Source organism: Rhodopseudomonas palustris (assembly GCF_003031265.1).
In the GTDB taxonomy this organism is placed as follows: domain Bacteria; phylum Pseudomonadota; class Alphaproteobacteria; order Rhizobiales; family Xanthobacteraceae; genus Rhodopseudomonas; species Rhodopseudomonas palustris_H.
The window spans coordinates 1,419,501-1,445,840 of the sequence record NZ_CP019966.1; the positions used below are offsets into that span (position 1 = coordinate 1,419,501).

The 26,340-nt window shown below is 65.5% G+C and carries 24 protein-coding genes; 18 read left to right on the forward strand and 6 right to left on the reverse strand.

Features of this window, described 5'->3' with window-relative positions:
- Positions 1-15: 15 nt before the first annotated feature.
- Together RPPS3_RS06635 and RPPS3_RS06640 are read right to left on the reverse strand one after the other, a co-directional pair.
- A complete protein-coding gene (locus tag RPPS3_RS06635; RefSeq protein ID WP_107343388.1) occupies positions 16-1,152 on the reverse strand; it encodes an acyl-CoA dehydrogenase family protein in 1,137 nt (378 codons plus the stop codon).
- A gap of 3 nt (positions 1,153-1,155) precedes the next feature.
- On the reverse strand, positions 1,156-2,004 hold the full coding sequence (locus tag RPPS3_RS06640) for an enoyl-CoA hydratase (RefSeq protein WP_107343389.1): 849 nt from the start codon (positions 2,002-2,004) through the stop codon (positions 1,156-1,158).
- Between the two features lie 324 nt (positions 2,005-2,328).
- Between RPPS3_RS06640 and exbB the strand changes: the two genes are divergently transcribed.
- From exbB to RPPS3_RS06655, 3 genes are read left to right on the forward strand one after another with little or no spacing between them, the layout of a single operon-like run.
- The gene (gene exbB / locus RPPS3_RS06645) at positions 2,329-3,126 is read left to right on the forward strand and encodes a tonB-system energizer ExbB (protein WP_434006773.1); all 798 of its coding nucleotides are present in this window, start codon (positions 2,329-2,331) and stop codon (positions 3,124-3,126) included.
- 4 nt (positions 3,127-3,130) lie between these two features.
- Positions 3,131-3,568 (forward strand): TonB system transport protein ExbD, encoded by a 438-nt coding sequence (gene exbD / locus RPPS3_RS06650; RefSeq protein WP_107343390.1) that lies wholly within the window; start codon positions 3,131-3,133, stop codon positions 3,566-3,568.
- Positions 3,565-4,437: an energy transducer TonB family protein gene (locus tag RPPS3_RS06655; RefSeq protein ID WP_107343391.1), complete on the forward strand. Its 873-nt coding sequence runs from the start codon at positions 3,565-3,567 to the stop codon at positions 4,435-4,437. The genes exbD and RPPS3_RS06655 overlap by 4 nt, the downstream gene beginning before the upstream one ends.
- A gap of 19 nt (positions 4,438-4,456) precedes the next feature.
- On the opposite strand, the gene RPPS3_RS06660 is transcribed toward RPPS3_RS06655, so the two are convergent.
- Positions 4,457-5,965 (reverse strand): AMP-binding protein, encoded by a 1,509-nt coding sequence (locus RPPS3_RS06660; RefSeq protein ID WP_107343392.1) that lies wholly within the window; start codon positions 5,963-5,965, stop codon positions 4,457-4,459.
- A 326-nt stretch (positions 5,966-6,291) separates the two neighbouring features.
- Here RPPS3_RS06660 and RPPS3_RS06665 point away from each other — a divergent pair, with 326 nt between their 5' ends.
- From RPPS3_RS06665 to RPPS3_RS06685, 6 genes are all read left to right on the forward strand, one after another.
- Entirely contained in the window at positions 6,292-7,479 is a 1,188-nt protein-coding gene (locus tag RPPS3_RS06665) for a hypothetical protein (protein WP_107343393.1), read from the forward strand.
- Between the two features lie 15 nt (positions 7,480-7,494).
- Positions 7,495-8,103, forward strand: coding sequence for a hypothetical protein (locus RPPS3_RS06670; RefSeq protein WP_107343394.1), 609 nt, complete (start codon positions 7,495-7,497; stop codon positions 8,101-8,103).
- Entirely contained in the window at positions 8,087-8,482 is a 396-nt protein-coding gene (locus tag RPPS3_RS06675) for a phage holin family protein (protein ID WP_107343395.1), read from the forward strand. The genes RPPS3_RS06670 and RPPS3_RS06675 overlap by 17 nt, the downstream gene beginning before the upstream one ends.
- Complete coding sequence (locus tag RPPS3_RS06680) at positions 8,479-9,192, forward strand: hypothetical protein (protein ID WP_107343396.1); 714 nt, start codon at positions 8,479-8,481, stop codon at positions 9,190-9,192. Before RPPS3_RS06675 ends, RPPS3_RS06680 begins: the two co-directional genes overlap by 4 nt.
- Positions 9,193-9,197: 5 nt before the next feature.
- Entirely contained in the window at positions 9,198-9,356 is a 159-nt protein-coding gene (locus RPPS3_RS24440) for a hypothetical protein (RefSeq protein ID WP_159059317.1), read from the forward strand.
- A 127-nt stretch (positions 9,357-9,483) separates the two neighbouring features.
- Positions 9,484-10,371 carry a YihY/virulence factor BrkB family protein gene (locus tag RPPS3_RS06685; protein WP_234820121.1) on the forward strand — a complete coding sequence of 296 codons (888 nt, stop codon included), beginning with the start codon at positions 9,484-9,486 and terminating at the stop codon, positions 10,369-10,371.
- Here RPPS3_RS06685 and RPPS3_RS06690 read toward each other — a convergent pair.
- Together RPPS3_RS06690 and RPPS3_RS06695 are read right to left on the reverse strand one after the other, a co-directional pair.
- Positions 10,368-11,294 carry a response regulator gene (locus tag RPPS3_RS06690; protein WP_107343398.1) on the reverse strand — a complete coding sequence of 309 codons (927 nt, stop codon included), beginning with the start codon at positions 11,292-11,294 and terminating at the stop codon, positions 10,368-10,370. The two genes, RPPS3_RS06685 and RPPS3_RS06690, sit on opposite strands and share 4 nt — an antisense overlap.
- Positions 11,284-14,652 carry a hybrid sensor histidine kinase/response regulator gene (locus RPPS3_RS06695; protein WP_107346471.1) on the reverse strand — a complete coding sequence of 1,123 codons (3,369 nt, stop codon included), beginning with the start codon at positions 14,650-14,652 and terminating at the stop codon, positions 11,284-11,286. Before RPPS3_RS06695 ends, RPPS3_RS06690 begins: the two co-directional genes overlap by 11 nt.
- Before the next feature lie 256 nt (positions 14,653-14,908).
- Here RPPS3_RS06695 and urtA point away from each other — a divergent pair, with 256 nt between their 5' ends.
- The 7 genes from urtA (at position 14,909) to RPPS3_RS06730 (ending at position 21,819) form a co-directional block, all read left to right on the forward strand.
- Positions 14,909-16,171, forward strand: coding sequence for an urea ABC transporter substrate-binding protein (urtA, locus tag RPPS3_RS06700; protein ID WP_011156814.1), 1,263 nt, complete (start codon positions 14,909-14,911; stop codon positions 16,169-16,171).
- A gap of 162 nt (positions 16,172-16,333) precedes the next feature.
- Positions 16,334-17,260 (forward strand): urea ABC transporter permease subunit UrtB, encoded by a 927-nt coding sequence (gene urtB, locus RPPS3_RS06705; protein WP_107343399.1) that lies wholly within the window; start codon positions 16,334-16,336, stop codon positions 17,258-17,260.
- Positions 17,261-17,274: 14 nt separating this feature from the next.
- On the forward strand, positions 17,275-18,426 hold the full coding sequence (gene urtC / locus RPPS3_RS06710; RefSeq protein WP_107343400.1) for an urea ABC transporter permease subunit UrtC: 1,152 nt from the start codon (positions 17,275-17,277) through the stop codon (positions 18,424-18,426).
- A 10-nt stretch (positions 18,427-18,436) separates the two neighbouring features.
- Complete coding sequence (urtD, locus tag RPPS3_RS06715) at positions 18,437-19,192, forward strand: urea ABC transporter ATP-binding protein UrtD (protein WP_012494928.1); 756 nt, start codon at positions 18,437-18,439, stop codon at positions 19,190-19,192.
- Positions 19,193-19,339: 147 nt separating this feature from the next.
- Entirely contained in the window at positions 19,340-20,029 is a 690-nt protein-coding gene (gene urtE / locus RPPS3_RS06720; protein WP_011156818.1) for an urea ABC transporter ATP-binding subunit UrtE, read from the forward strand.
- A gap of 36 nt (positions 20,030-20,065) precedes the next feature.
- Positions 20,066-21,295 carry a formamidase gene (gene fmdA / locus RPPS3_RS06725; protein WP_107343401.1) on the forward strand — a complete coding sequence of 410 codons (1,230 nt, stop codon included), beginning with the start codon at positions 20,066-20,068 and terminating at the stop codon, positions 21,293-21,295.
- 179 nt (positions 21,296-21,474) lie between these two features.
- Positions 21,475-21,819, forward strand: coding sequence for an FmdB family zinc ribbon protein (locus RPPS3_RS06730; protein WP_011156820.1), 345 nt, complete (start codon positions 21,475-21,477; stop codon positions 21,817-21,819).
- Positions 21,820-21,935: 116 nt separating this feature from the next.
- Here the strand turns inward: RPPS3_RS06730 and cobS are convergent, their stop codons facing one another.
- Positions 21,936-22,733 carry an adenosylcobinamide-GDP ribazoletransferase gene (gene cobS / locus RPPS3_RS06735; protein WP_107343402.1) on the reverse strand — a complete coding sequence of 266 codons (798 nt, stop codon included), beginning with the start codon at positions 22,731-22,733 and terminating at the stop codon, positions 21,936-21,938.
- Positions 22,734-22,911: 178 nt separating this feature from the next.
- Between cobS and RPPS3_RS06740 the strand changes: the two genes are divergently transcribed.
- Entirely contained in the window at positions 22,912-23,334 is a 423-nt protein-coding gene (locus RPPS3_RS06740; RefSeq protein WP_107343403.1) for a hypothetical protein, read from the forward strand.
- A gap of 259 nt (positions 23,335-23,593) precedes the next feature.
- Positions 23,594-26,338, forward strand: coding sequence for a cation-transporting P-type ATPase (locus RPPS3_RS06745; protein WP_107343404.1), 2,745 nt, complete (start codon positions 23,594-23,596; stop codon positions 26,336-26,338).
- Positions 26,339-26,340: the final 2 nt, after the last annotated feature.

Genomic DNA, 26,340 nt, shown 5'->3' on the forward strand with positions numbered 1-26,340 from the left:
GATGCCTCGCTTTGCTTAAACAGGCCGGCCACTGAGCGCGGCGTGGCGGCGATAATGATGGGTACTGCCGCCGAACAGCGTCTCGAATGCCAAGAGGCGCTTGAAATACACGCCGACGTCGAGTTCCTCGGTGACGCCCATGCCGCCGTGAAGCTGCACCGACTGCTCGGCGACGAAGCGCGCACCCTTGCCGATCTTGGCCTTGGCGCCGGAACAGGCACGGCCGCGGTCGGCAGCGTCCGCCTCGGCTTTCAGCGCGGCACGCAGCGCCATCGAACGGGCTTCATCGACCTGCACCGACATGTCGGTGAGACGATGCCGCACCACCTGATTGGCGGCGAGCGGACGGCCGAATTGCTTGCGCACCTTGGTGTAGTCGAGCGTCTTGTCGGTCAGCGTCTGCATCATGCCGACCGCTTCGGCCGACATCGCGGCGAGGGCGCGATCGACCACCGCCTCGACCGCCGGATAGGCGTCGACATCGTCTCCGAGCATGGCATCGGCCGGCACGCGCACGCTTTGCAGCGTGAGATTGCAGGCGCGACCGCCGCCGAGCCGCGGATAGTCGGCGAGCGTCAGCCCGGGTGCGTCGCGCGGCACCAGGAACAGCCGCAGCGAGCCGCTGCCGTTGTTGGGCAGCCTTGCCGAGACGATCAGCTGATCGGCCGATGCGCCGTCCAGCACCGCGACCTTGGCGCCGTCGAGCACGTAAGCGTCGCCGTCCTTGCGGACCGTGGTATCGACACGCGACAGATCCGCACGCGCCGCACGTTCGGCATGCGCGAAGGCGAGCCGCAACGTGCCGTCCGCGACCTTCGGCAGTAGCGCCGCCTTCTGCTCGTCGCGGTCGTGTTCGGCGACGAGGCCGGCGCCGAGCACCACGGTTGATAGATATGGCTCGCTGACCAAGCCGCGGCCGAATGCTTCCATCAGGATGCCGACTTCGATTGCGCCGCCACCGATGCCGCCATGGGCTTCCGGCAGCGGCAGCGCCAGCCAGCCGAGATCGGCGAACTGCTTCCAGATTCCGTCGCTGAAGCCGTGCGGCTCCTTGGCGTTCTGTTCGCGCAGCTTGGGCGTGTAGGTCTCGGCGATGAAGCGGTCGGCGCTTTCGCGCAGCAGCCGCTGTTCGTCACTCGGCGTGAGATCCATCGCTTACACCTTCACCTGTTTACGCACCGACGGATGCAGTCCCGACGGATCGACGATCATTCCAAACTCCTGCAGATTGTGAGCGTGACAAAGCTGATGCAGCGCGAACGCCTGATCGATCGCCGCCGGCTGCCCCTGGATATCCACCGAGCGGTTGACCGCTTCCTTGGTCATCTTCAGCGCGAAGCTCGGCTTGGCGGCGATGCGTTGCGCAAGCGCCATGGTGAAGGCGGATAGTTCGGCGGCGGGCACGACGTGATTGACCATGCCGAGCTGATGCGCCTCTTGCGCACTCCAGCTATCGGCGGTGAACAACAGCTCCTTGGCCTTGCGCGGGCCGAGCTCCCAGGGATGCACGAACCATTCGACGCCGCACACGCCCATCGTCACCACCGGATCGCAGAACTCCGCATTGTCCGATGCGACGATCAGGTCGCAGGCCCAGGCCAGCATCAGCCCGCCGGCGATGCACTTGCCGTGTACCTCGGCGATCGTCGGCTTGGCGAGATTGCGCCAGCGCCGGGTGATCTGCAGATAGATCTCCTGCTCGCGCGCCATCCGTCCGTGCGTGCCAGGCTCGCGAAAGCCGCCCCAGGCTCCGACCGGCGGAAAGTCGATGCCGGCTTCGTTCTTGGTGGTCGCGCGCAGATCGTGGCCGGCGGAGAAGTGCGGACCCGCTCCCGCCAAGATGATCACCTTGACGGTGTCGTCCTGCACCGCGTCGTCGAAAGCGGCGTTCAGGTCGTAGGTCATCTGCAAATTCTGCGCGTTGCGCGCGTCGGGACGGTTCATCACGATTCGTGCGACCGCCGGATCCGGTCGCTCGACCAGGATCGTCTCGTAGGAGCTCATCCTTCCTCCCGTTTCTTGTTGTCTCGGCTTATGGCGCCGGTTGTGTTCCGTCGAGTGTGGCAGGTCGCGCGCGCGACTGCAAACGGCTTCTCTGCCGCATCTGCCGAGGAATTCCGTGCCGCGGAGCGCTGTCGTGAAGGCTGTTGGCGTGCGCCGCGAAGTTCCGGAAGCCAGCCGCTTTGAGCCAGAACAAACCGCGTCCGCCGCGATTATGCGATGGCCGTCGGGCAGGGGAGCGGAAGGGCCAGAATTGATTTCGGGCGGCCGGCGATCCATGCGATAGCTCGCGGCCCCGCGCCGAACGTCTTTGCCTGTCGAAAGTGGATGATGCCGCCGTTTCGCGTCACGCCGATGATCCGCAATCTCGTCCGTGCCGGCGCGCTCGGCGCCGCAGCCGTCCTGCTGTTCGGCAGCGCCGCGCACGCCGCCGACATTGCCAGCCTGCCGCACGACCTGTCGCCGTGGGGCATGTTCAAAAACGCCGACATCGTCGTGAAGGTGGTGATGGCCGGCCTCGCGCTGGCGTCGCTCGCGACCTGGACGGTGTGGCTGTCGAAGACCGTCGAGCTGCGGCGCGAAACCGCGCGCGCCCGCGACGGCCTTGCCAAACTCGAAACCGATACGACGCTGGCGGAACTCGGCCGCAGCAGTGGGGGCGCGCATGACGCGGTCTCGCAACTGATCCAGACCGCAGCGCGCGAAGGCAGTTTGTCGGGCTGGACCTTCGATGCCGACTTCAAGGATCGCGTCGCGCTGCGGCTCGAGCGCGTCGAGGCGGCGATGGCGCGCAAGATCGCCGGTGGCACCGGCATTCTCGCCACGATCGGCGCGGTGGCGCCGTTCGTTGGCCTGTTCGGAACGGTGTGGGGCATCATGAATGCTTTCATCGGCATCTCCGAAGCGCACACCACCAATCTGGCGGTGGTGGCACCGGGCATTGCCGAGGCGCTGCTCGCCACCGCGCTCGGCCTCGTCGCCGCAGTGCCGGCGGTGGTGATCTACAACTACCTCGTTCGTGCCATTGCGGCGTATCGGGCGCTGCTCGGCGATGCATCGGCGCAGGTGCTGCTGCTGGTCAGCCGCGATCGCGGCCGCTCGGCGCGGCAGATGCGGGCAGGGTGAGGCGATGGGCGTGCGGCTCGGTAGACGACGACTCGCGGCGGAGGACGATCTCGAGATCGCGCACGAGATCAATGTCACGCCGTTCATCGATGTGATGCTGGTGCTGCTGATCATCTTCATGGTCGCCGCGCCGCTCGCCACCGTGGATATCGGCGTCGATCTACCGGCCTCGACCGCAGCGCCGCAGCCGCGCCCGGACAAGCCGGTTTATCTGTCGGTGCAGCCGGATCTGACGCTCGCGGTCGGGGAAACGATCGTGGCGCGTGACGCGCTGTCCTCCGCGCTGCAGAGCGCGACGGGCGGGAACAAGGACGAGCGAATCTTCGTGCGCGCCGACAAGGCAGTGGCTTACGGCGAGCTGATGGCGGTGATGAACCTGCTGCGCGACGCCGGCTATCTCAAGGTCGCGCTGGTCGGACTCGACGGCCGGAATCAGCCATGAACGACTACGTGCTGCACGAGACGCCCGGCCGCGGCCGCAGTCAATGGCTGCTGTCGGCGACCGCGATCGTCGTGGCACATTTCGGTCTGATCGTCGCAGCGGTTGCCTGGTATCAGCAGTCGCCGTCGCCAGGTGTGGTGATGCCGGCGATCTTGATCGACATGGCGCCGAGCTCCGCGGCGCCCACGCTGCAGCCGCAGGATCTCGCGCCGGGACCCGAGATGCAGGAAGCGCCCAAGCCACAGGTCGAGGCGAAGCAGCCGCCGCCGGCACCTGCACCCGAAGCGCCGCGGCAATTCGCGGCGCAGCAACCTGAGCCCCCCGCGCCGGTGCTGCCGCAATCGGAGGTCGTGCTGCCGCAGCCGCCCGCTGCGGTCGAACCTGCCCGGCGCGACGACGCCAAGCCGAAGCGCGAGGAGGTCAGGCGCGAACGGGCGAAGCGCGACGATACTAAGCGCGACGAGGCCAAGGCCAAGCCGCATGCGCATCCGCCGGCGCCGCGCACCACTGCCGCGCCAAAGGCCGAGCGTCAGGCGGCGCTCGCTGCCGCGGCGAACGCCGGGCAGGCTGCTGCCGCCGCGGCACTGCCGTCGTATCGCGATCGGTTGGCCGCGCATCTCGCCCGTTACAAGCAATATCCGACCGCGTCGCGAGCGGCGCGCGAGCAGGGCACTGCGATGCTGTCGTTCACCGTCGGCCGCGGCGGACAAGTGCTCGGCAGCCGGCTCGCCCGCACCTCCGGCTTTTCGGCGCTCGATGCCGAAACCATGGCGATGATCCGCCGCGCCCAGCCGCTGCCGCCGTTCCCGAGCGAGATCACCCAGTCGTCGCTCAGCTTCACCGTTCCGGTGCGATTTTCGCTGCAGTGAGTGAGCGCGCCGGCCGGCGTCACGCTTGCCCGTGCGCCGCCTTCACCGCGGCCCGATCGACAGCCCCCTTGGCATCCTTCGGCAGCGCTTCGACGAAAACCACGTGCTTCGGCTTCTTGTAGCGTGCGATCAGTGAGGCGACGAATTCCGCGAGGGCATCGGCGGCGATGCTCTCACCCGGCTTGCAGACACACACCGCCTTGATGGCTTCGCTCCATTGCGGATCGGGCACGCCGATCACCACCGCCTCGGCGATCGCCGGATGCTGCTTCAGCGCGCCTTCGACCTCGGCCGGGTAGACGTTCTCGCCACCGGTCTTGATCAGCTCCTTTTCGGGCGCGCGGCCCGCGTAGAACAAGTAACCTTCGGCATCGAACCGGCCCATGTCGCCTGTGTGATGCCAGCCGTTGCGGAACGCGTGCTGGGTGGCGGCCGCGTTATTCCAATAGCCCTTGAACACCGTCGGGCCACGCAGCACGATCTCACCGACTTCGCCCGGCGGCAGCGGCCGGTCCTCGGCGTCGACCACTGCGACGGTGCGCCAGAACAGCGGCCGCCCGGCGGATTTCGGCCGGTCGCGATACGGCGCGAACGTTGACAGGCCCGAGGTTTCGGACTGGCCGAACGTGGCCCAGAACGTCGCGTTGGGGCATGTGGCTTCGAACCGTTCGATTGTCTCCGGCGTGTCGAGCCCGGTCACCGCGCGCAGGCTGGCGAGTTGCCCCGGCTGCGCCTGATCGAGAATGTTGCCGAGCATTGGGGCGAACTCGGCCATCACCGTCACCTTGTGAGCTTCGATGTCGCGCGCCGCCTGCGCGGGGTCGAATTTCGCCGCGATCACGCTCGCGCCGCCGGCCTGCTGCAGCGTCAGCATCAGGCCGAGCCCTGTGACATGAAACAGCGGCAGCATACCGAGATTGACGTCGATCTCGCTCAGTCGCCAGGCGTCGACCAGCGAGCTTTGCGCGATCAGGAGATTGCCTTGCGAGATCAATGCGCCGCGAGGCCGGCCGCCGACCGCAGCGGTGTGGATGATGACGAAGCCGTCGGCGACACCGAATTCCGGCGCGTTGAGCGGCGCGTCCGAGGCAAGATCCTTGAACGACGTAAACGGCCCGCTGCCGTCGTCGATTGCGTAGGCCTTCTTGACGCCGCCGAGCGACGGCAGCACCCCGGCAACGATGTCGCGATAATCGGTGCCGGTCACCACCACGGTGGGCGCGCCGTCGCCGAGCACGAACGCGATCTCGTCGGCATTCAATCGATAGTTCACCGGCAGCAGGATCGCGCCGATCAGCGCCACCGCGCCGATCAGTTCGACCATCTCGGTGCAGTTCTGTGACAGGATCGCCACGCGGTCGCCGGGCTGCACGCCGTCGCGCAGTAGCCCGCTGGCCAGCCGCTCGGCCCGCGCCAGATAGTCGCGGTGGCTCAGGCGGACGCCGTCGACGACGAAAGCCGTGCGCTCCGGAAACAGCGCCGCGTTGCGGCGATAGACGTCGGCCAGCGTAAAGTCGTGAAGCGCCATCGTGTCCCCCCTGATGCGGACCGCGGCCAAAGGTGTGGGGCGGGTCCGGATTGCTGCGCCGCCGGTTTGCCGGCCGTTCGCGCCTCGCTTTGTAGCGAACATCGTCAGGTGGCGGAAAGCATGATCGCGCGTCCTCCCCCTTACCCCGACCTCGCTACCGCTAAACACCGCATCGGGCGGCGGTCGACCGTTGAATCTCGGACTTGCAGGTGCCCGGCCGCTTCCGCTGTTGTTCCCGAATCCCCATTTGTATGAATGGATTGACGGCAAGGAACATAGCCGACCCGCCCGAGTTGGGGACGCGAGACAAGGATTGGAGGCATCTCATGGCCAACGACACACGCAGCCTGGAAGAGATTCGCCGCGACACCGAGCGCGCCCGGGCCGGCCTGACCGAGACCGTGGGTCAGCTGCGCGCCAGCGTCGCCGACACCGCCAACGAGGTGCGCGAGAAGTATTCGCCAGCGGCCATCAAGGCCGAGGTCGGCAGCTACATCAAGTCGCGCGGTGAGGAGATCGCCGACAGTGTTCGCGACTCGATCCGCAACAATCCGGTGCAGGCGGTCGCGGTCGGCGCCACGCTGGCCTATCCGTTGTGGAAGGTGGCGCGTGCGATCCCGGCGCCTGTGCTGATGATTGGCGCCGGACTGTATCTCTCCGGTACCCGCTCCGGCACCGAGCTGACGCAGCGCGCATCTGACAAGGCGCGCGATCTTGCTGGTGACCTCGAGCGCCGCGCCCGTGAATTTTCAGCCGATGCCGCAGACACTGCCGTTGCGGCGCGCGAATACGCTGCCGGTGCGATCGATGCGGCGAGCGATGTGGTGACCACCCGGGCCGAACAATTCCGCCAAGCTGCCACCGCGACGGCTGCCGATCTCAAGCACAAGGGCGATGACCTCAGCCGCAGCGTCGCGCATAGCGGCGACGATCTGCGCCGCCGCGCCACCGCGGCTGGTGAGGCATTTGCCGGGGAGGCTGATCAGCTCGCCGCTCGCGGCGCTGGGCTTGCCAGTGTCGTCGCCGATACCGTGCGCGATGCTGCCGAGCAGGTCCGCGAGCGCGCCGGCGATGCAGCGACAAAGATGCGCGAGACCCTGCACGACACCCGCGATGCCGGCATGGATGCGGCTGCGCGGCTGCGCGACCAAGCGACGGATTTCAGCAACCGAGCGACCAAGACCGCCAAGCAGACGCTGACAGACCATCCGCTGCTGGTGGCTGGCGCCGGGCTACTGATCGGCGGGCTCATCGCCAGCGCATTCCCGCGTGTCCGCGCCGGCGGCAAGCGTGTCGGTCGGCAGGTTGGCGAGCGCGCCAAGGATGCGATGACGCGCGGTATGGAGAAGGGCCGGGCCGCCTATGAAGGCGCCGCGCGGGAGGCCGAACAGCAAGGATTGACCGGCGAGGACATCACCGAGAATGTTCGCGATCTCGGCCAGCGCGTTCGCAAGGTCGCCGAGGCGGCCGCTGCTTCATTCGAAGCGCCGTCGCCTTCGCAGAACAAACATTGATCGGAGACATCGGACATGGCTGAGCAGATCGTCAAGACCCCCGGCTCGACTGGCAACGCCAATGGCGGTCGCCAGCAGCCGCCGAAATCAGCAAAGAAGGATCCGCAGGACATGGCCGGAGAGATGGGAAGCGGCGGCGAGCCGGAGCGGGATCTGAAGGAGCGGATCGTCGGCCTCGCCAGCGAGTCCGCGGAAGCCGCTCGCGCCAAGGCCGAGGAGTTCGCCGAGACCGCGCGCGACTTCGCAGCCGAAGCCGGCGAATCGCTCAAGCGGCGTGCTTACGAGGAGAAACAGGCCGGCGCCGATTATGTCGCCAATATCGCGGACGCCATCCGCCGCGCCTCGCGCGAATTCGACAACGATCTGCCGATCGCCGGCGTGTACATGCGCAAGGCGGCCTCCAAGGTCGAAGACATCTCCGACACCGTGCAGCGCGGCGATCTGTCGGACCTGATCCATGGCGTCCAGGATTTTGCCCGCCGGCAGCCGACTGTGTTTCTCGGTCTGGCGGTGCTTGCCGGCTTCGGCGCGGTCCGCTTCCTGAAGAGCTCGAGCGGCGGACGAGACAGTCGCGTGGTCGATGCCGAGCCCAACCGGAGCTTCGATGATGACCGCGCCGAATAACAACCGTTCGATTCCGGACCTGTTCGGCGACGCTTTCACGCAGTTCGCCAAGCTGATCAGCAACGAGTTCGAGCTGGCCCGGGCGGAAATGTCCGACAAGCTTGGCCAAGTCGGCCGCGCCGCCGCCATGATCGGCGCCGGCGCCGTGATCTTGATTCCGGGTTTGGTGGTGCTGCTGATGGCCGCTGCCGCGGCGCTGGTCGAGCACGGCTTTTCCAGCTCGGTCGCGTATTTGATCGTCGGCGGCTGCACCACCGGCATCGCGGCGGCGCTGATCGGCTTTGGCGCCAACCGGTTGTCGCCCGAAACGTTGAAACCTGAAATGACCATCGAACAATTGCAACGCGACAAGGAAGCGGCCGGGGAGATGATCCGATGACCAAGAAGGATGGCTTGCCTTTGATCAGCGATCTTGGCGATGCGATGCGCCGCAACCCCGTCTCGACCGCACTGATTGGCATGGGGCTGCTGTGGCTGTTCACCGGCGACCGCGCCAAAGCCAGCGCCGAGCGGATCGTGCGGCGCACCGGCCTCGATCGCGTGCCCGACGTCGCGTCGGACGCGATGGGCCGCGTCGGCGAACGCTTTGCCGACGTCGGGGAAAAACTGTCGGATGTGCGCGACAGCGCAGCAAGTGTCGCCAGCGAGACGGCCCGGATGGCGCGGGAACGCGGGGCGGAGGCATTCGATCGGGCGGCCGAGTTTGGACGTGCGATTCCTGAGACCGGCGCCGATCTGTTCGATAGCGCCAAGAGCACACTCGGCGACCTGTTCAACGAACAGCCGCTGCTGCTTGGCGCAATCGGCGTTGCGATTGGCGCGGGCATCGCCGCTTCGCTGCCGGCAACTGACACGGAGCGTGAACTGTTCGGCGATACCAGCGACGAGGTGATGGCACAGGCGCGCGACTATGCGCGGCAGCAGGCCGCACGGGCCAGCGATATGGCGCGCGATGTCGCCGGCGCTGCCGCTGAAGAAGCCCGCCGCCAGGGCCTGACGCCGGAAGCCGCGATGGCGGCGGTTCGCGAGGTCGGCGAGAAGGCCAAGCGCGTCGCCGAAGCGGCTGAAGACAACGTCCGGCTGGAGTGATGGCGATGGCCGACGACAAGGCGCCCGACGATCGCCCCGGCGACGCAATGAAGAGCGGCACGCGCGAGCCTTGGAAAAAGCCGGGGCAAAGCTCGCAAGTCGATGACCAGAACCCGCCCGACAAGCCGGATCTGGAGCGTTGGCAAGAGTCCAATACGCACTAACCAAGTCTATCTACGCACTAACCAAGTCTATCAATCCAAGTCTCATCCTGAAGCATCCGACATGAACGCGGAGCCGAGCCTCGCTGTGCGCCGACGATGGCGCGCGACTCCTAGGAGCGCCCCGGCAGTGCCGCGTCCTGACTTCACCTCCCCGTGGCAGGTGCTGCGCGCCGAGTGGAAGCCGATCGCGGTCGGCACTTACCGGCGGATTGGCGATGATCGGCTGCCGCTGGTCGCCGCCGGCGTGGTGTTCTATTGGCTGCTTGCGCTTTTTCCCGCCATCACCGCATTGGTGTCGTCCTACGCGCTGTTCACTGACGGAGGCACCATCCGCGGCCACCTCGCGCAGCTCGCCGCGATCGTCCCCGCCGGCACCTACTCGGTGATCGAGGATCAGGTCGGACGCGTGCTGGCGAACGGCCAGACCAAGCTCGGCTTCGCCTTCCTGGTCAGCCTGTCGCTGGCGCTCTGGAGCGCCAATGGCGGCGTCAAGGCGATCATCGACGCGCTGAATGCAGTGTACGACGTCGACGAGCAGCGCGGCTTCTTCAAGCTCAATGGGTTCTCGCTGCTGTTCACGCTCGGCGCGCTTGGAGCGGTGCTGGCCGCCATTGGCCTCGTGATCGCGGCGCCGATCGTGCTGGCGCGGATCGGGCTCGGCAGCCTGGTTGCGGTGGTGGTCGATGTCGGGCGCTGGCCGGTGCTGGCGGCGTTGACCTTCGGTGGCCTCGGTCTTTTATATCGCACCGCGGCTGACCGCTCCGCGCCGCCGTGGCGCTGGGTGGTGCCCGGCAGCGCAGTCGCGACGCTGAGCTGGCTCGCCGGCTCGGCTGCGTTGTCCTACTACTTGGCCAATTTCGCCGATTACAACGCGACCTATGGCTCACTCGGCGCCGCGATCGGCCTGATGATCTGGATGTGGATGACCGCGATCGTCGTGCTGGCCGGTGGTGAACTCAATGCCGAGATCGAAGCCCACGCCGGCCGGCTCGGGCGTACGGAGCCAAGCAGCTAGTCTCGGCGGCTCGCATTGGTGGCGATCGCCGCCGCGGCGGTGCGGTTTTCGACGCCGAGCTTGGCGTAGATCTGCTCGAGGTGCTTGTCGACGGTGCGCGGACTGAGCCCCAGGATCTGCGCGATGTCGCGGTTGGTCTTGCCCTTGCTCAGCCATGCCAGCACTTCGCTTTCGCGGCTGGTGAGGCCGAATTCGGCTGAGAACTGCGCCGGCGCTTCGGTCGCGGTGTCGCGGCCCAGCCGCAGCAGGAATTCGTTGGGCCCGAGCTTGCCCATGTACTGTAGCCGCAGCTCGTCGTTGCGCAGCATCGAGGATTTCATCGGCATCTTCGGCTGGGCGAGGCCGGTGTGCACTTGCTCCAGCCATTCGAGCCACGGCTTCGGCAGATCGAGCCGCAGCCCATCCTTCGGCGCGCCGTCTGCGGCGAGCAGTTTCTGGGCCTGCGGCGTCGCCCACAGCACCTTGCCGAGCCGGTCGACCGCGAGCAGGAAACGTCCCGAAACATCCAGCGCTGCGCGAGCGCTCTGGCTGACGCGGGCGTTGTTCAGATGCACGCGGATCCGCGCCAGCATCTCGACGATCGCGATCGGCTTGGTGACGTAATCGACGCCGCCGGCTTCCAGGCCGCGCACGATGTGCTCGGACTCCGACAGTCCGGTCATGAAGATCACCGGCACGTCGGACAGACCGGGACTGCGCTTCAGCCTTCGGCAGGTCTCGAAGCCGTCCATGCCGGGCATCACCGCGTCGAGCAGAATGATGTCCGGCGTAATCTGTTCGACGATCCGCATCGCCGCTGCACCGTCGAGCGCGACCATCACGGTCATGCCAGCGCCGTCGAGCGCGTCGGTCAGCATCCGCAGCGTCTCGGGAGAGTCGTCGACGACCAGAGCGATATCGCGCTTTTTCAAATCATTGTTCATGGCGATACAGCGTGTTCAGCGTCTTCATGTAGGAATCGAGGTCGAACTGCTCCACCATCGTTCGCATCTGCGACACGAACGCCCAAGTCTCCGGATAATCGGTGTGGATCTGATCGAGCTTGGATTCGATTCCGCGGATGTAGCCGATCTTGCCGAGCTCGATCAATTCCTCGACGTGCTGCATCGGCGGATGTTGAATCTCGGTGGCATTCTGTGCCGCGGCGCTCGCCTCGCCCTTGTAGATCCAGTCGATCTTGAGCAACTGGCCGATCAGTTCGAGTAGTCGTGGAATGTCGACCGGCTTCATCAGATAGGCGTCGTGAAACGGCTGCGACAGCAGCGTGCCGTGCGCCTCCAGCGCACTCGCGGACAGCATCAGGATGCGCGCGTTATGATGGCCTTGGGTGCGCAGCGTTTCGGCCACGGTCCAGCCGTCCATCCCTGGCATCGAGATATCGAGCAGGAAAAGGTCGGGCTGGCAGTGCTCGGCGAGGTCGATACAGGAATAACCGTCGGTCGCCACCAGCACGATGAAGCCGAGCGGCGCCAGCGTGTCCTGCAGTAGGCCGCGCTGCGCCGGATCGTCGTCGGTCACCAGGATGGTTTTGCGGGCGCCGTGATAGCCAAGCACCGGGGCGCGGATCGAGCGGGTGCGGGTCGGATTGGTGACCTCGGACAGCAGCAGCTTGACCCGGAAGGTCGATCCTTTGCCAGGCGTCGAGGTGACAGTAAGGTCGCCGCCCATCACGCCGGCGAGCAGCTTGCTGATGGTGAGGCCGAGGCCGGTGCCGGTGTGGGGCTGCGCGGCACCGAGCGCGCCGCGCTCGAACGGCGCGAAAATGCGCTCCAGATCATCCGCATGAATGCCTGGGCCGGTGTCGCGCACTTCGAGTTCGGCCACCGGGTTGCGGTAGTGCACGATGAAGTGGACGCTGCCTTCCTGGGTAAACTTGATGGCGTTCGACAGCAGGTTGATCAGCACCTGACGCAGCCGCTTCTCGTCGGCATAGACCATCGGCGGCAGATATTGCGGCCGCTTGAACACGAACTCGATGTCCTTGGCGGCCGCCTGCAGCCGGAACATGCCGACGAGCTGATCGAGGAATTCGCCGAACCGCACCTCGTCGCGCGATAGATACAGCCGGCCGGCCTCGATTTTCGAGATATCGAGCAGGCCGTCGATCAGCCCCGACAGATGATCGGCGCTGCGCCGCATCAGCCGGATCTGGTCCCGCGGCCGCGGCGGTAGGGTGTTGTCCTGCTCCAAGAGCTGCGCGTAGCCGCTGATGGCGTTGAGCGGCGAACGCAGCTCGTGGCTGAGGCCGACGACGTAGCGGCTCTTGGCGAGGTTGGCGGACTCGGCCGCTTCCTTCGCGCGCTGCAGCTCGGCGTCGGTCTGGCGGTGAGCGTCGATCTCCTGCATCAGCAGCTGGGTCTGTCGCCGCGTCTCGGCCTCGGCCGCCTGTCGGCTCAGCCGCGCCAGCACGAACAGCCAGCTCACCACGCCGACGATGATGGTGAGCGCGAAGAACAGCTTCCACAGAATCTCGGCGAGCTCGATCTGCTGCGTTTCGTTGGCGGTCGCGACCTGTAGATAGATCAGAAACAGCGACAGCCCGATCAGCCCGATCGAGACCGCGAACACGGTCAGATAGTGACCGACCTGCGAGTTCAGCAGCGCGTAGGCCCGCTGCGGCAGCATCTTGCCGAGCGCATCGGTGAACTGCGCGTCGATCCGCGCGTGCGGCTTGCACAGGTCGTGGCAGCGGGCATCGAGCGAGCAACACAGCGAGCAAATCGGCCCCGCATAGGCCGGGCAGGACGCCATATCCTCCGCTTCGAACGAGTGCTCGCAGATACAGCATTTGATCGACTCGACGCCCTGCCAAGCCCGCTTCGGCTTGCGCGCGATGTAGAACCGGCCGCCGGTCACGAAGGCGATCATCGGCGCGGTGACGAACGCGACCATCAGCGCCACGAACGGCGCCAGCGCCTTCGCGGTCGGCCCGAACACGCCATAGAACGCGCTGATCGACACCACGGTCGCGATCGTCATCGAGCCGACGCCGACCGGATTGATGTCGTAGAGGTGCGCGCGCTTGAACTCCATGTGCTTCGGCCGCAGCCCGAGCGGCCGGTTGACCACGAGATCGGACACCAGGGCGCCGACCCAGGCGATCGCGACGTTGGAGTAGAGCGCGAGCGTGTGCTCCAGCGCCTTATAGACGCCGATCTCCATCAACAGCAGCGCCACCAGCACGTTGAACACCAGCCAGACGACGCGGCCAGGATGGCTGTGGGTCAGCCGCGAAAAGAAGTTCGACCAGGCGATCGAACCCGCATAGGCGTTGGTGACGTTGATCTTGATCTGCGACAGGATCACGAACGCGCCGGTCAGCGCCAGCACCAGGCCGGGCTGCTCCAGCACAGTGCGGAACGCCTCGAGATACATGTGCGCCGGCTCGGCCGCCTGATCCGGCGGTGCGCCGCGGCTGAGCGCGAAATAGGCCAGGAATGATCCGGCCAGCAGCTTCAGCGCGCCGGGCACGATCCAGCCCGGGCCGGCGCTGATCATCGCCACCCACCAGGCACCCCGCGAGGCCCGGCGATCGCGCGGCAGGAAGCGCAGGAAGTCGACCTGCTCGCCGATCTGCGCCACCAGCGCGAACACCACCGAAGCCGCGGTGCCGAACAGCAGCAGATCCAGCTTGCCATCCGGGCTGCCTTGCTCGCCGGCAAAGCGTGTCCAGGCGGCGAACGACTCCGGGCTCTTCACTGCGATCGCGACGAACGGGAGGATGTGCAGCAGAATCCAGAACGGCTGGGTCCAAAGCTGGAACCGGCTGATCAGCGTGATGCCATAGGTCACCACCGGGATGATCACCACCGCGCTGAAGAAGTAGCCGATCGGCAGCGGCAGGCCGAAGCACAGTTCCAGCGCGTTGGCGAGGATCACCGCCTCGATCGCGAAGAACAGGAAGGTGAACGAGGCATAGATCAGCGACGTGACCGTCGAGCCGATGTAGCCGAAGCCGGCGCCTCGGGTCAGCAGGTCGATATCGACGCCGCCTTTGGCCGCATGGTACGCGATCGGCAGGCCGCAGCAGAAGATGATCACGCTGACCACCAGGATCGCCGCGGTGGCGTTGGTGACGCCATAGTTCAGCGTGATGGTGCCGCCGATCGCTTCCAGGGCCAGGAACGAAATCGCGCCGAGCGCCGTGTTGGCGACGCGGGCTGCCGACCACCGGCGCGAACTCTTGGCAGTAAAGCGAAGCGCGTAGTCTTCGAGGGTCTGGTTGGCGACCCACTGATTGTACTGGCGCCGAACGCGATCTATGCGCTGCCGCCCCGCCACGCGCTTCTCCTCATCTTTGCCCGACACTAGCGCCGATCCGCCGGCGACGTTGCCGGTTTTGCCGTCACGGCGCGCGTAATTTATCAGCCTCGAGCTCGTTGTTACGGCACCGCGACCCGAGATCCCGCCGCGTGAAAAACCTACGTCGCGATCTTGCGATGCAACATACGTGATCTTGCGTATCGGTCCAGCCGCCGAATTCGTCGATCGTTTCCCCGACTGCACTCGCGTCCCACGAACCACGAAGGGGTAGTTAATGTCAGACGAAAACAAGACGGGCCTGAATTCGCCGCTCCGGCGTAAACTGTTGATGGGGATGGCGGCGATTCCCGCCCTCACGATGTTGCCGCGGACGTCGTTCGCGCAGGCGCCTGCAACTTCTGCGGTCAATACGACCGGACTCGCGGTGACGGATACTGAGGTCACGGTCGGCATCCTGCATTCGGTGACCGGCACCATGGCGATCTCGGAGACCGGCTCGGTGCAGGCCGAGAAGCTGGCGATCGAACAGATCAACGCCGCGGGCGGCGTGCTCGGCCGCAAGATCAAGTACATCCAGGAAGACGGCGCCTCCGACTGGCCGACCTTCGCCGAAAAGGCCAAGAAGCTCCTGGTCAACGACAAGTGCGCCGCGGTTATGGGCTGCTGGACCTCGGCCTCGCGCAAGGCGGTGCTGCCGGTGTTCGAGCAGTACAACGGCATGCTGTACTACCCGACCTTCTATGAAGGCCTCGAGCAGTCCAAGAACGTCATCTACACCGGCCAGGAAGCCACCCAGCAGATCATCGCCGGCCTCGATTGGGTGAACAAGACCAAGGGCGCCAAGAGCTTCTACCTGCTCGGCTCCGACTACATCTGGCCGCGTACCTCGAACAAGATCGCCCGCAAGCACATCGAGAACCATCTGCAGGGCTGCAAGGTCGTCGGCGAAGAGTACTTCCCGCTCGGCCACACCCAGTTCAACTCGGTGATCAACAAGATCAAGCTGACCAAGCCGGACGTGATCTACGCGATCATCGTCGGCGGTTCGAACGTCGCGTTCTACAAGCAGCTCAAGGCGGCCGGCATCGATCTGTCGAAGCAGACGCTGCTGACGATCTCGGTGACCGAGGACGAAATCGACGGCATCGGCGGCGAAAACATCGCTGGCGCCTACGCCTGCATGAAGTACTTCCAGTCGCTCGACAACCCGAACAACAAGAAGTTCGTCGAGGAATTCCACAAGATGTGGGGGCCGAAGACGGTGATCGGAGACGTCACCCAGGCTGCCTATCTCGGCCCGTGGCTGTGGAAGTTGACGGTGGAAAAGGCTGGCTCGTTCGATATCGACAAGGTCGCGGCGGCCTCGCCGGGTGTCGAGTTCAAGGGCGCGCCGGAAGGTTACGTCCGGATCCACGAGAACCACCATCTGTGGTCGAAGACCCGCGTCGGTCGCGCCAAGGCGGACGGTCAGTACGAGCTGATCTACGAAACCGCCGACCTGGTCGAGCCCGATCCGTTCCCGAAGGGCTACCAGTAAGCGTCGGCGAACGCTTTCGCTCCGGACGTCATCGCCGGGCTCGACCCGGCGATCCATCCTCTTCGGAAGATGGATGCGCGGGTCAAGCCCGCGCATGACGTGGCGAGTGGGGCGCCACCGACCACCACCGAGTTCAGATCCATTCCATCCAGGGGCAGCCTCATGTTCGGCGAATATTCGATTGGCGATCTCGGCGCGATCTTCGCGATGCAGGGCTTCGCGGGGCTCATTCTGTTTTCCGTCTACGTGCTGATGGCCCTCGGCCTCGCGATCATCTTCGGCCAGATGGGCGTCATCAACATGGCCCACGGCGAGTTCATGATCCTGGGCGCCTACGTCACCTGGATGACGTCGAACTTCTTCCAAGCCTATTTGCCGTCGCTCTTCTCTGGCTACTTCTTCATCGCGATGATCCTCGCATTCATCGCCTCGGGCTCGCTGGGGATGCTGGTCGAGTGGGCGCTGATCCGCCATCTCTATAAGCGTCCGCTCGACACCCTGCTGGCGACCTGGGGGCTGTCGCTGATCCTGCAGCAGGCCTACCGGTCGATCTTCGGCGCGCGCGAGGTCGGCGTCGAGCTGCCGCAGTGGATGCTGGGCTCCAAGCAGGTCACCGATTCGATCGAGATCCCGATCAACGGCATGTTCGTGATGGCGCTGACCGCGCTGATCACCGTCGCGGTATTCTATGTCCTGTTCTGGTCGCGCTGGGGCCGCCAGGTTCGCGCCGTGGTGCAGAACCGCGTGATGGCCGGCGCCGTCGGCATCAACACCGAGCGGGTCGACCGCTTCACCTTCGGCCTCGGCTGCGGCATCGCCGGCATCGCGGGCAGTGCCTTCACCATGATCGGTTCGACCGGGCCGACCTCGGGCCAGCTCTACATCGTCGACACCTTCCTGGTCGTGGTGTTCGGCGGCGCCGCCAGTCTGTTCGGCACCATCGCTTCGGCCTTCAGCATCTCCCAGGCGCAGTCGACCATGGAGTTCTTCATGTCCGGCTCGATGGCCAAGGTGCTGACGCTGCTCGCCATCGTCGCGATCTTGATGGTGCGGCCGCAAGGTCTGTTCGCCCTCAAGGTCCGCAAGTAACAGGAGCCTCCGTCATGGAAAGCCCGCGCTTTCTCAGTCGTGCCGATCTGCTCGGTCTCGCCGTCCTCGCCGTGCTCCTGGTGGTGATCCTGCCGCTGTCGCTGGACGTATTCCGCCTCAACCTCGTCGCCAAGTATCTGACCTACGCCTTCGTGGCGATCGGCCTGGTGCTGTGCTGGGGCTTCGGCGGCATTCTCAGCCTCGGCCAGGGCGTGTTCTTCGGCCTCGGCGGCTACTGCATGGCGATGTATCTCAAGCTGGAAGCTTCCAGCGTCGAGAACACCAAGATCCAGTCGACGCCGGGCATCCCGGACTTCATGGACTGGAACCAGATCACGCATCTGCCCTGGTTCTGGCAGCCGTTCCATAGCCTTACCGTCACGGTGATTGCCATCCTGGTGGTGCCCGCGGTGTTCGCCTTCCTGATCGGCGCGGCGATGTTCAAGCGCCGGGTCGGCGGCGTGTACTTCGCCATCATCACTCAGGCGATCGCCGCGATCATGACCATCCTGATCATCGGTCAGCAGGGCTACACCGGCGGCATCAACGGCATTACCGACCTGCGCACGTTGAAGGGCTGGGACATCCGTCCGGATCACGCCAAGGTGGTGCTGTACTTCGTCGAAGTCGCGTTCCTGTTCGGCGCGATCCTGCTGGCGCTGTTCGTGCGGCACTCCAAGCTCGGCCGCATCCTGGTGGCGATGCGCGAGAAGGAGGATCGGGTTCGGTTCTCCGGCTACAGCGTCGCCAACTTCAAGATCTTCGCGTTCTGCCTCGCGGCGATGTTCGCGGCGGTCGGCGGCGCGATGTTCACCCTCAACGTCGGTTTCATGTCACCGTCATTCGTCGGCATCGTGCCGTCGATCGAAATGGTGATCTACACCGCCGTCGGCGGGCGGCTGTCGATCTTCGGCGCGATCTATGGAACGCTCGTGGTCAACTTCGCCAAGACCTCGCTCTCGGAATCCTTCCCGCAGCTCTGGCTGTTCGGTCTCGGCGCCTTGTTCATCACGGTGGTGCTGATCTTCCCGAATGGTCTTGCCGGCATCTGGCGCGATTACGTCCAGCCGCTGTTCGGCAAGCTGATCTCCAAGCGAAAGCCCGGTTCGGATCCTACCGGCGGCAAGTCGTTCGGCCGGGTGGCCGACGGTGCCCCGGCGGAATGAGGAGGACACCATGCTGATCGGCCATCAACCGCCCGAATTCCTGCTCGCCGTGGAAGGGCTCACCGTTTCGTTCGACGGCTTCAAGGCGGTCAACGATCTGTCCTTCTACGTCGAGGAGAACGAGATCCGTGTGATCATCGGCCCCAACGGCGCCGGCAAGACCACTGTGCTGGATCTGATCTGCGGCAAGACCAAAGCGACCTCCGGTGCGATCCACTTCCGCGGCAAGGATCTCACCAAGATGAAGGAGAACGAGATCGTCCAGGCCGGGGTCGGCCGCAAATTCCAGACGCCGTCGATCTATGAAGACCTCACGGTGTTCGAAAATCTGGAGATCTCCTATCCGCAGGGCCGCTCGGTGTTCGGCGCGCTGGCGTTCCAGCGCACCGCTGCGGTGCGCGAGCGCGTTGAGGAGGTCGCCGAAGCGATCTTCCTGAAGGACAAGCTCGGCATGAGCGCCGATCTGCTCAGCCACGGCCAGAAGCAGTGGCTCGAGATCGGTATGCTGCTGATCCAAGACCCCGACCTGTTGATGCTCGACGAGCCGGTGGCCGGCATGAGCGTGTCCGAGCGCGTCAAGACCGCCGAACTGCTCCACACGATCATCAAAGACCGCTCGGTGCTGGTGATCGAGCACGACATGAAGTTCGTCGAAGACATCGCCCACAAGGTCACCGTGCTGCACCAGGGCCAGATCTTGTCCGAAGGCTCGATGGACACGGTGAAGAACGATCCGAAGGTCATCGAAGTCTATCTCGGCCACTAGGAGGTTGCTGATGCGCACCGCCTCTCCCCCGTCATTGCGAGCGAAGCGAAGCAATCCAGCTCCGTGCACTGCGCTGGATTGCTTCGTCGCTTCGCTCCTCGCAATGACGCCGTTCTTTGTTGCTCCGGCCAATTAGAGGAGATCCCGATGCTCGCTATCAACGATCTGCACGTCGCCTATGGCCAGAGCGAGGTGTTGCACGGGCTCAATATCGATGTCGCGCCGAATGAGATCGTCGCGATCATGGGCCGCAACGGCATGGGCAAGACCACGCTGATGAAGTCGCTGATGGGCATCATCCCGCAGCGCAAGGGCTCGATTGCGATGAACGGCATCGAGCTCGGCGGTCTGAAGAGCTACGAGCGCGTGGCCAAGGGACTCGCTTACGTGCCGCAGGGGCGGATGATCTTCTCCACCATGACGGTGAAGGAGAACATCGAAACCGGGCTTGCGGCCTCCGGCGACAGCGAAGTGCCGGCGGACATCTACGAGCTGTTCCCGGTGCTACTCGAAATGAAGGGGCGGCGCGGCGGCAATCTGTCGGGCGGCCAGCAGCAGCAACTTGCGATCGCGCGCGCGCTCGCGACCAAGCCGAAGGTGCTGCTGCTCGACGAGCCGACCGAGGGCATCCAGCCGTCGATCATTCGCGAGATGGCGCGCACCTTGAAGCGCATCCGCGACAGCCGAGGTCTTTCGATCATCGTCTCCGAACAGGTGCTGAGCTTCGCGCTCGACGTCGCCGATCGGGTGCTGGTGATCGAAAACGGCGAAATCGTTCGCGATGAGCCGCGCGCCAGCGTCGATGAGGCGCAGGTCGCGAAATATCTGTCCGTCTAGTTTTCACACGTCCACTGGTAACAAGGGGAGCTTCCGATGCCAGAGACATTGATTAAGGTCGATCTCACGCAGTCCGCTTACGACAACGAGATGGTCCACAACCGTTGGCATCCGGACATTCCGATGGCCGCGTGGGTCAATCCGGGCGACGACTTCATTGTCGAGACCTATGATTGGACCGGCGGTTTCATCAAGAACAACGACTCGGCCGACGACGTTCGCGACATCGACCTGTCGATCGTGCACTTCCTGTCAGGCCCTATCGGCGTCAAGGGCGCCGAGCCCGGCGACCTTCTGGTCGTCGACCTGCTCGACATCGGCCCGAAGGCCGAGAGCATGTGGGGCTTCAACGGCTTCTTCTCCAAGCAGAACGGCGGCGGCTTCCTCACCGACCACTTCCCGCTGGCGCAGAAGTCGATCTGGGACTTCAAGGGCATGTACACCTCTTCGCGCCACATCCCCGGCGTGAACTTCGCCGGCCTGATCCATCCCGGCCTGATCGGCTGCTTGCCCGATCCGAAGCTGCTGTCGGCGTGGAACGAGCGTGAGACCGCGCTGATCGCCACCAACCCGACCCGCGTGCCTGGCCTCGCCAATCCGCCGTTCGGCCCGACCGCCCACATGGGCAAGCTCAAGGGCGACGACAAGGCCAAGGCTGCGGCCGAAGGCGCCCGTACCGTGCCGCCGCGCGAACACGGCGGCAACTGCGACATCAAGGATCTGTCGCGCGGTTCGAAGATTTACTTCCCGGTCTATGTGCCGGGCGGCGGTCTTTCGATGGGCGATCTGCACTTCAGCCAGGGCGACGGCGAGATCACCTTCTGCGGTGCGATCGAGATGGCCGGTTGGCTGCACATCAAGGTCGACATCATTAAGGACGGCGTCTCGAAGTACGGCATCAAGAACCCGATCTTCAAGCCGTCGCCGGTGACACCGAACTACAAGGACTATCTGATCTTCGAAGGCATCTCGGTCGACGAGCAGGGTCAGCAGCACTACCTCGACGTCACCGTGGCGTATCGTCAGGCCTGTCTCAATGCGATCGAATACCTGAAGAAGTTCGGCTACTCGGGCGCCCAAGCGTACTCGATTCTCGGCACCGCGCCGGTGCAGGGCCACATCTCGGGCGTCGTCGACGTCCCGAACGCCTGCGCCACGCTGTGGCTCCCGACCGAGATCTTCGACTTCGACATGATGCCGACCTCGGCCGGTCCGGTGAAGGCGATCAAGGGCGACGTCCAGATGCCGATCTCGCCGGATAAATAACCAAACGTCGTCATGGCCGGGACAAGCCCGGGTATGACGAGCTCACTGCGGTGACCGTTGGCCTAACTGCTGCGTGGTCGCCAAGACTTCCCTGCGCGACGGGGAGCGGGACGGGGCGTCTTTTCCGCCCCGCTCCCATCGCACAGGTCGAACAAATCGTCAGCGCAAGGGAAACGACGATGCCTGTTTATGAATATATGTGCGACGCCTGCGGGCCGTTCACCGATCTGCGGCCGATGGCCGAATGCGACGATCCGCAGCTCTGCCCGACCTGCGAGACCTCGTCGCCGCGGGTGATCCTCACGGCGCCAAATTTCTCCTGCATGCCGGCGTCGCAGCGCAACGCACACGCCACCAACGAGAAGAGCCGCAACGCACCGATGACGGTCGGCGAATACAAAGCCAAACACGCGCCGGGCTGCAGTTGCTGTTCGGGGATCAAAAAGCCGGCCCGGCTGCAGACCCGCACCAAGAGCGGCGCCAAAGGCTTCCCCACCGCGCGGCCGTGGATGATCAGCCACTGATTATGGCCCCGTCGTTGCGAGTGAAGCGAAGCAATCCAGGAGTCGGGTACACCGAGCTTCGGGATTGTTTCGTTCGCTTTACTCCTCGCAATGACGCGGGGACCTGAAAGACGGCCCTATCCGGCAATCACTGCCGCGACGCCGAGCAGAAAGCCGATCTCGAATAGTTGCTCGCTGGCGCCGAGCACGTCGCCGGTGTAGCCGCCGATCAGCCGCTTGGCCCAGCCGGCCATCGCGGCGGCAAGGACGCTGCCTGCGGCAAGTCCGATCACCACCGCGATCGGCGACACCAGCAGCAACGGCAGCGCGCCGAGCGCGACCGCGATCCCGCCAAGCACCAGTTCGTCCTTGCGCAGTGTGGTGTCGGCGTAGCTCGCTTTCATCGCCGCGGTATTGCCGGCGTAGTTCATCCGGTGCGCGACCAGGCACGAGGCGCCGCGCGATGCCGCATGACAGGCGACCAGCGCGGCCAGCGCCGCCCACAGCGGCAGCAGGGACAGCGCCGCGACCCGCAATGCGACGCCGATCCCGAGTGTGAGCGCGCCATAGGTGCCGATCCGGCTGTCCTTCATGATCTCCAGCCGGCGTTCGACCGTCCAGCCGCCGCCGAACGCGTCGAAAGTGTCGGCGAGCCCATCCTCATGAAAGGCGCCGGTCAGCGCGATCGAGGCGGTCACCGCCAGGAGGGCCCCGAGTGTCGGCCCGAACAGCGAGGTGCCGACGATCATCGCCGCCGCCGACACCACGCCGATGCCGACTCCGACCACCGGAAAGAATGTCATCGCCCGCATCAGCCAGTCCGGCTCCGGCGCGCGGTCGGCGCTCGGCACCGGCAGGATGGTCAGGAAGCGCACGGCGTCGAGCAATTGCGCCAGCGTCGGCGTCGGCCGCGAAATCTGAGGGGAGTCGGTCATGAATCTGCCTTTGCGGAAGCCGCCGTACTGCGCGCCCGAGCCGCTACGGTCAAGCGCCCGCGCACGCCGTCGATAGCTGGCGCGCGGTGCCTCAGTACCTGGTTGAAGTCGCCGCGACCTTCTGCCGGCTGTGACCACCCGCCGCATCCAAACGGCTAACCCCTTGATAGAGGTCAATGTGACGGCCAATCGCCGGCAGCTAACCTTTGTCACTCCTGATCCAGATGGGGTACGCTTCCTGACGATGCTGTTCGAACGATATAGCGACGGCCGGACGACGTCCGCTGCATTGCGCCTGTGGCTCAAGGCGGCGATCTGCGTCTGCGCTTTCGTTGTGCTCGTTCTTGGCAACGTCTCGGCCGCCTCGGCTCATGAGGCGCCTCAGCCTGAGCTTGTCTTCGTCAAGACGCCGCCGCCGGTGCCGCCGCTGAATCTCAGTGGCGATCCGGAGATCATGACCACCGACAGCGCCAATGCGCTGAGCCCGGTGTCGTTCAGAACCATCGGCTGCGATCAGACCACCCGCGTGCACCTGCCGCTGGCCGAGCCGATGCTCGATCGCAGCGAGCCGCCGCAGCTGCGGCCGCCAATAGCCGCGTAGTCCCACGCCGCGGTTCCGTGTGTTGCCAAGTCCGATCGAGCGAGCCGTCGTCTGACGGCGCGAGGCGCTGAGCCTTTCCTCGCCTGATCGCTGCGGCGACGCCGTCCGGCATTTTTCCGATTCCGCACATCGCGCTGCGCGGCCGATCCCGTCTTTGGGACCGGACGGAGCCGAGGCCATGGACGCATCTCTTCAAGGGAGGCGTTCCGACTCCGGGCCGCAGCGTTTCTGTCGAGCCGAAGACGTCGAGATCCCCACCATGACCGAACTGCTGCAAGCCGACATCAAGGGCCCGAACGATCAGGCCTCCGACGAAATGTGGCACGCGATCGATGCCGATCGCGTCCTCACCGGTCTCGCCACCAACCGCGGCGGCCTGAGCACCGACGAGGCCAAACGCCGGCTGCAGAGCTACGGACCCAACGCGCTGCCGGAGCCGCCGCGCCGCTCGGCGATCCTGCGGTTTCTGTCGCAGTTCAACAACACGCTGATCTACTTCCTGCTCGCCGCCGCGGTGGCGGCAGGGTTCCTCGGCCACCAGATCGATGCCGCGGTGATCGTTGCGGTAGTGACGATCAACGCGATCGTTGGTTACATCCAGGAAGACAAGGCCGAGAAGGCACTCGCCGCGATCAAGAAGATGATCTCGCCGCGCGCGCATGCTTGGCGCGACGGCCACCGCGTTGTGGTGCCGGCTGAAGAGCTGGTGCCTGGTGACGTGGTGATGATCGAGGCCGGTGACCGCGTGCCGGCGGATCTGCGCCTCACCCGCGCCCGCGGTCTGCTGATCGACGAGGCGATGCTCACCGGCGAGTCGGTGGCCTCGGAAAAGCACGACCAGCCCGCGGCGGTGGACGCGCCGCTCGGCGACCGGCTGTGCATGGCATTCTCCGGCACGCTGGTGTCGGCCGGGCAGGGCTTCGGCGTCGTGGTCGCGACCGGCGCGCGCACCGAGATCGGCCGCATCAGCACGATGATCCAGGGCGTCGAGCAATTGGCGACGCCGCTGCTCGCCCAGATCAACAAGTTCGGTGAGCGTTTCACCTGGGTGGCGATCTCGGCGGCGGCGGCGATCTTCGCCTTCGCCACGCTGGTGCGCGACTATGCCTGGGCCGATGCGCTGATCGCCGTGGTGGCGCTCGCGGTCGGCGTCGTGCCGGAAGGCCTGCCCGCAGTGATCACCATCACGCTGGCGATTGGCGTGCAGCGGATGGCCAAGCGCAACGCCATCATCCGCCGCCTGCCGGCGGTGGAAACCCTCGGTGCCACCTCGGTGATCTGCTCCGACAAGACCGGCACGCTGACGCGCAATGAGATGACCGCGCGCCGGATCGTCACCGCCGATCACACTATCCTTGTCAGCGGCTCCGGCTATGTGCCGAAGGGTGATCTCACCGTCGATGGCAAGGACAACCCCGAAGCAGTGGCGTCGGCGATGCAGCTCGTTCGCTCGGCGCTGCTGTGCAACGATGCGCAACTCCGTCACGTCGATGGCCATCACGTCGTCGATGGCGATCCGATGGAAGGTGCGCTGGTCGCGCTTGCGATCAAGGCGGGGCTCGATCCCGACGCTGAACGAACGGCGTGGAAGCGCTCCGACGAAATTCCGTTCGACGCACAGCATCGCTTCATGGCGACCCGCCACGCCACGGATTCCGGCGCGCAGGTGATCTTCGTGAAGGGCGCGCCGGAGCGGCTGCTGGCGATGTGCGCAACGCAAGTCGGCCCCGGCGGGGCGTTGCATCCGATCGATCAGGAGTTCTGGACCGCGCAGATCGCGCGTGCGGCGGCGGAAGGCGAGCGCGTGCTCGGCTTCGCGCTGCGTTCGCCGGCGCGGCCGTCGGATCAGCTCGGCTTTGCCGATCTCGACGAAGGGTTGGCGTTCATGGGGCTGGTCGGCTTCATCGATCCGCCGCGCGACGAAGTGATCCAGGCGATCGCCGAATGCCGCTCCGCCGGCATCGTGGTGAAGATGATCACCGGCGACCACGCCGCGACCGCAGAGGCGATCGCGCGGCAGCTCAATCTGACCGACCATCCCGACGTCGTCACGGGGGCCGATCTCGACCGTACCCCGGATTCCGGCTTCGTCGAACTGGCGCGTCGCACCGACGTGTTCGCCCGCACCAATCCGGAGCACAAGCTGCGCATCGTCCAGGCGCTGCAATCGACCGGCGCGGTGGTGGCGATGACCGGCGACGGCGTGAACGACGCTCCGGCGCTGAAGCAGGCCGATGTCGGCATCTCGATGGGCCACAAGGGCACCGAGACCGCCAAGGAAGCCTCGCAGGTGGTTCTGCTCGACGACAACTTCGTCTCGATCGTCGCCGCGGTGCAGGAAGGCCGCACCGTTTACGACAACATCCGCAAGGTGATCGCCTGGACGATCCCGACCAATGGCGGCGAGGTCCTCACCGTCATCGTCGCGATCCTGTTCGGCTTCACCATGCCGATGACGCCGGTGCAGATCCTGTGGATCAACCTGATCCTCACCGTCACCCTCGGCCTGGTGCTGGCGTTCGAGCCGCCGGAGCCGGGCGTGATGAAGCGGCCGCCGCGGCCAGCGCACGCGCCGCTACTGTCGCGCTTCCTGGTGTGGCGGATATTCTTCGTCTCGTTCCTGTTCACGGTCGGCGCGCTGGCGATCTTCTTCTTCGCGCTCGGCAAGGGCCTGTCGCTCGACACCGCCCGAACCATGGTGGTGAACGTGCTGGTGGTGTTCGAGATCTTCTACCTGTTCAACGTCCGCTATCTGCACACCAGCTCGATCTCGCTGCGCGGCGCACTCGGCACCATGCCGGTGCTGGCCGCGCTGGTGGTGGTGATCGCCGCGCAGATCGCCTTCACCTACGCGCCCTTCATGCACAGCCTGTTCGCCACCACGCCGATCTCGCTGGTCGACGGCGCCGTGGTGATCGGCGCCGGCGTGGTGCTGATGATCGTGCTCGAACTCGAGAAATGGGTGATGCGCCGGATCGGCGCGCTGCGCAGTCTCGAGCCGTAACC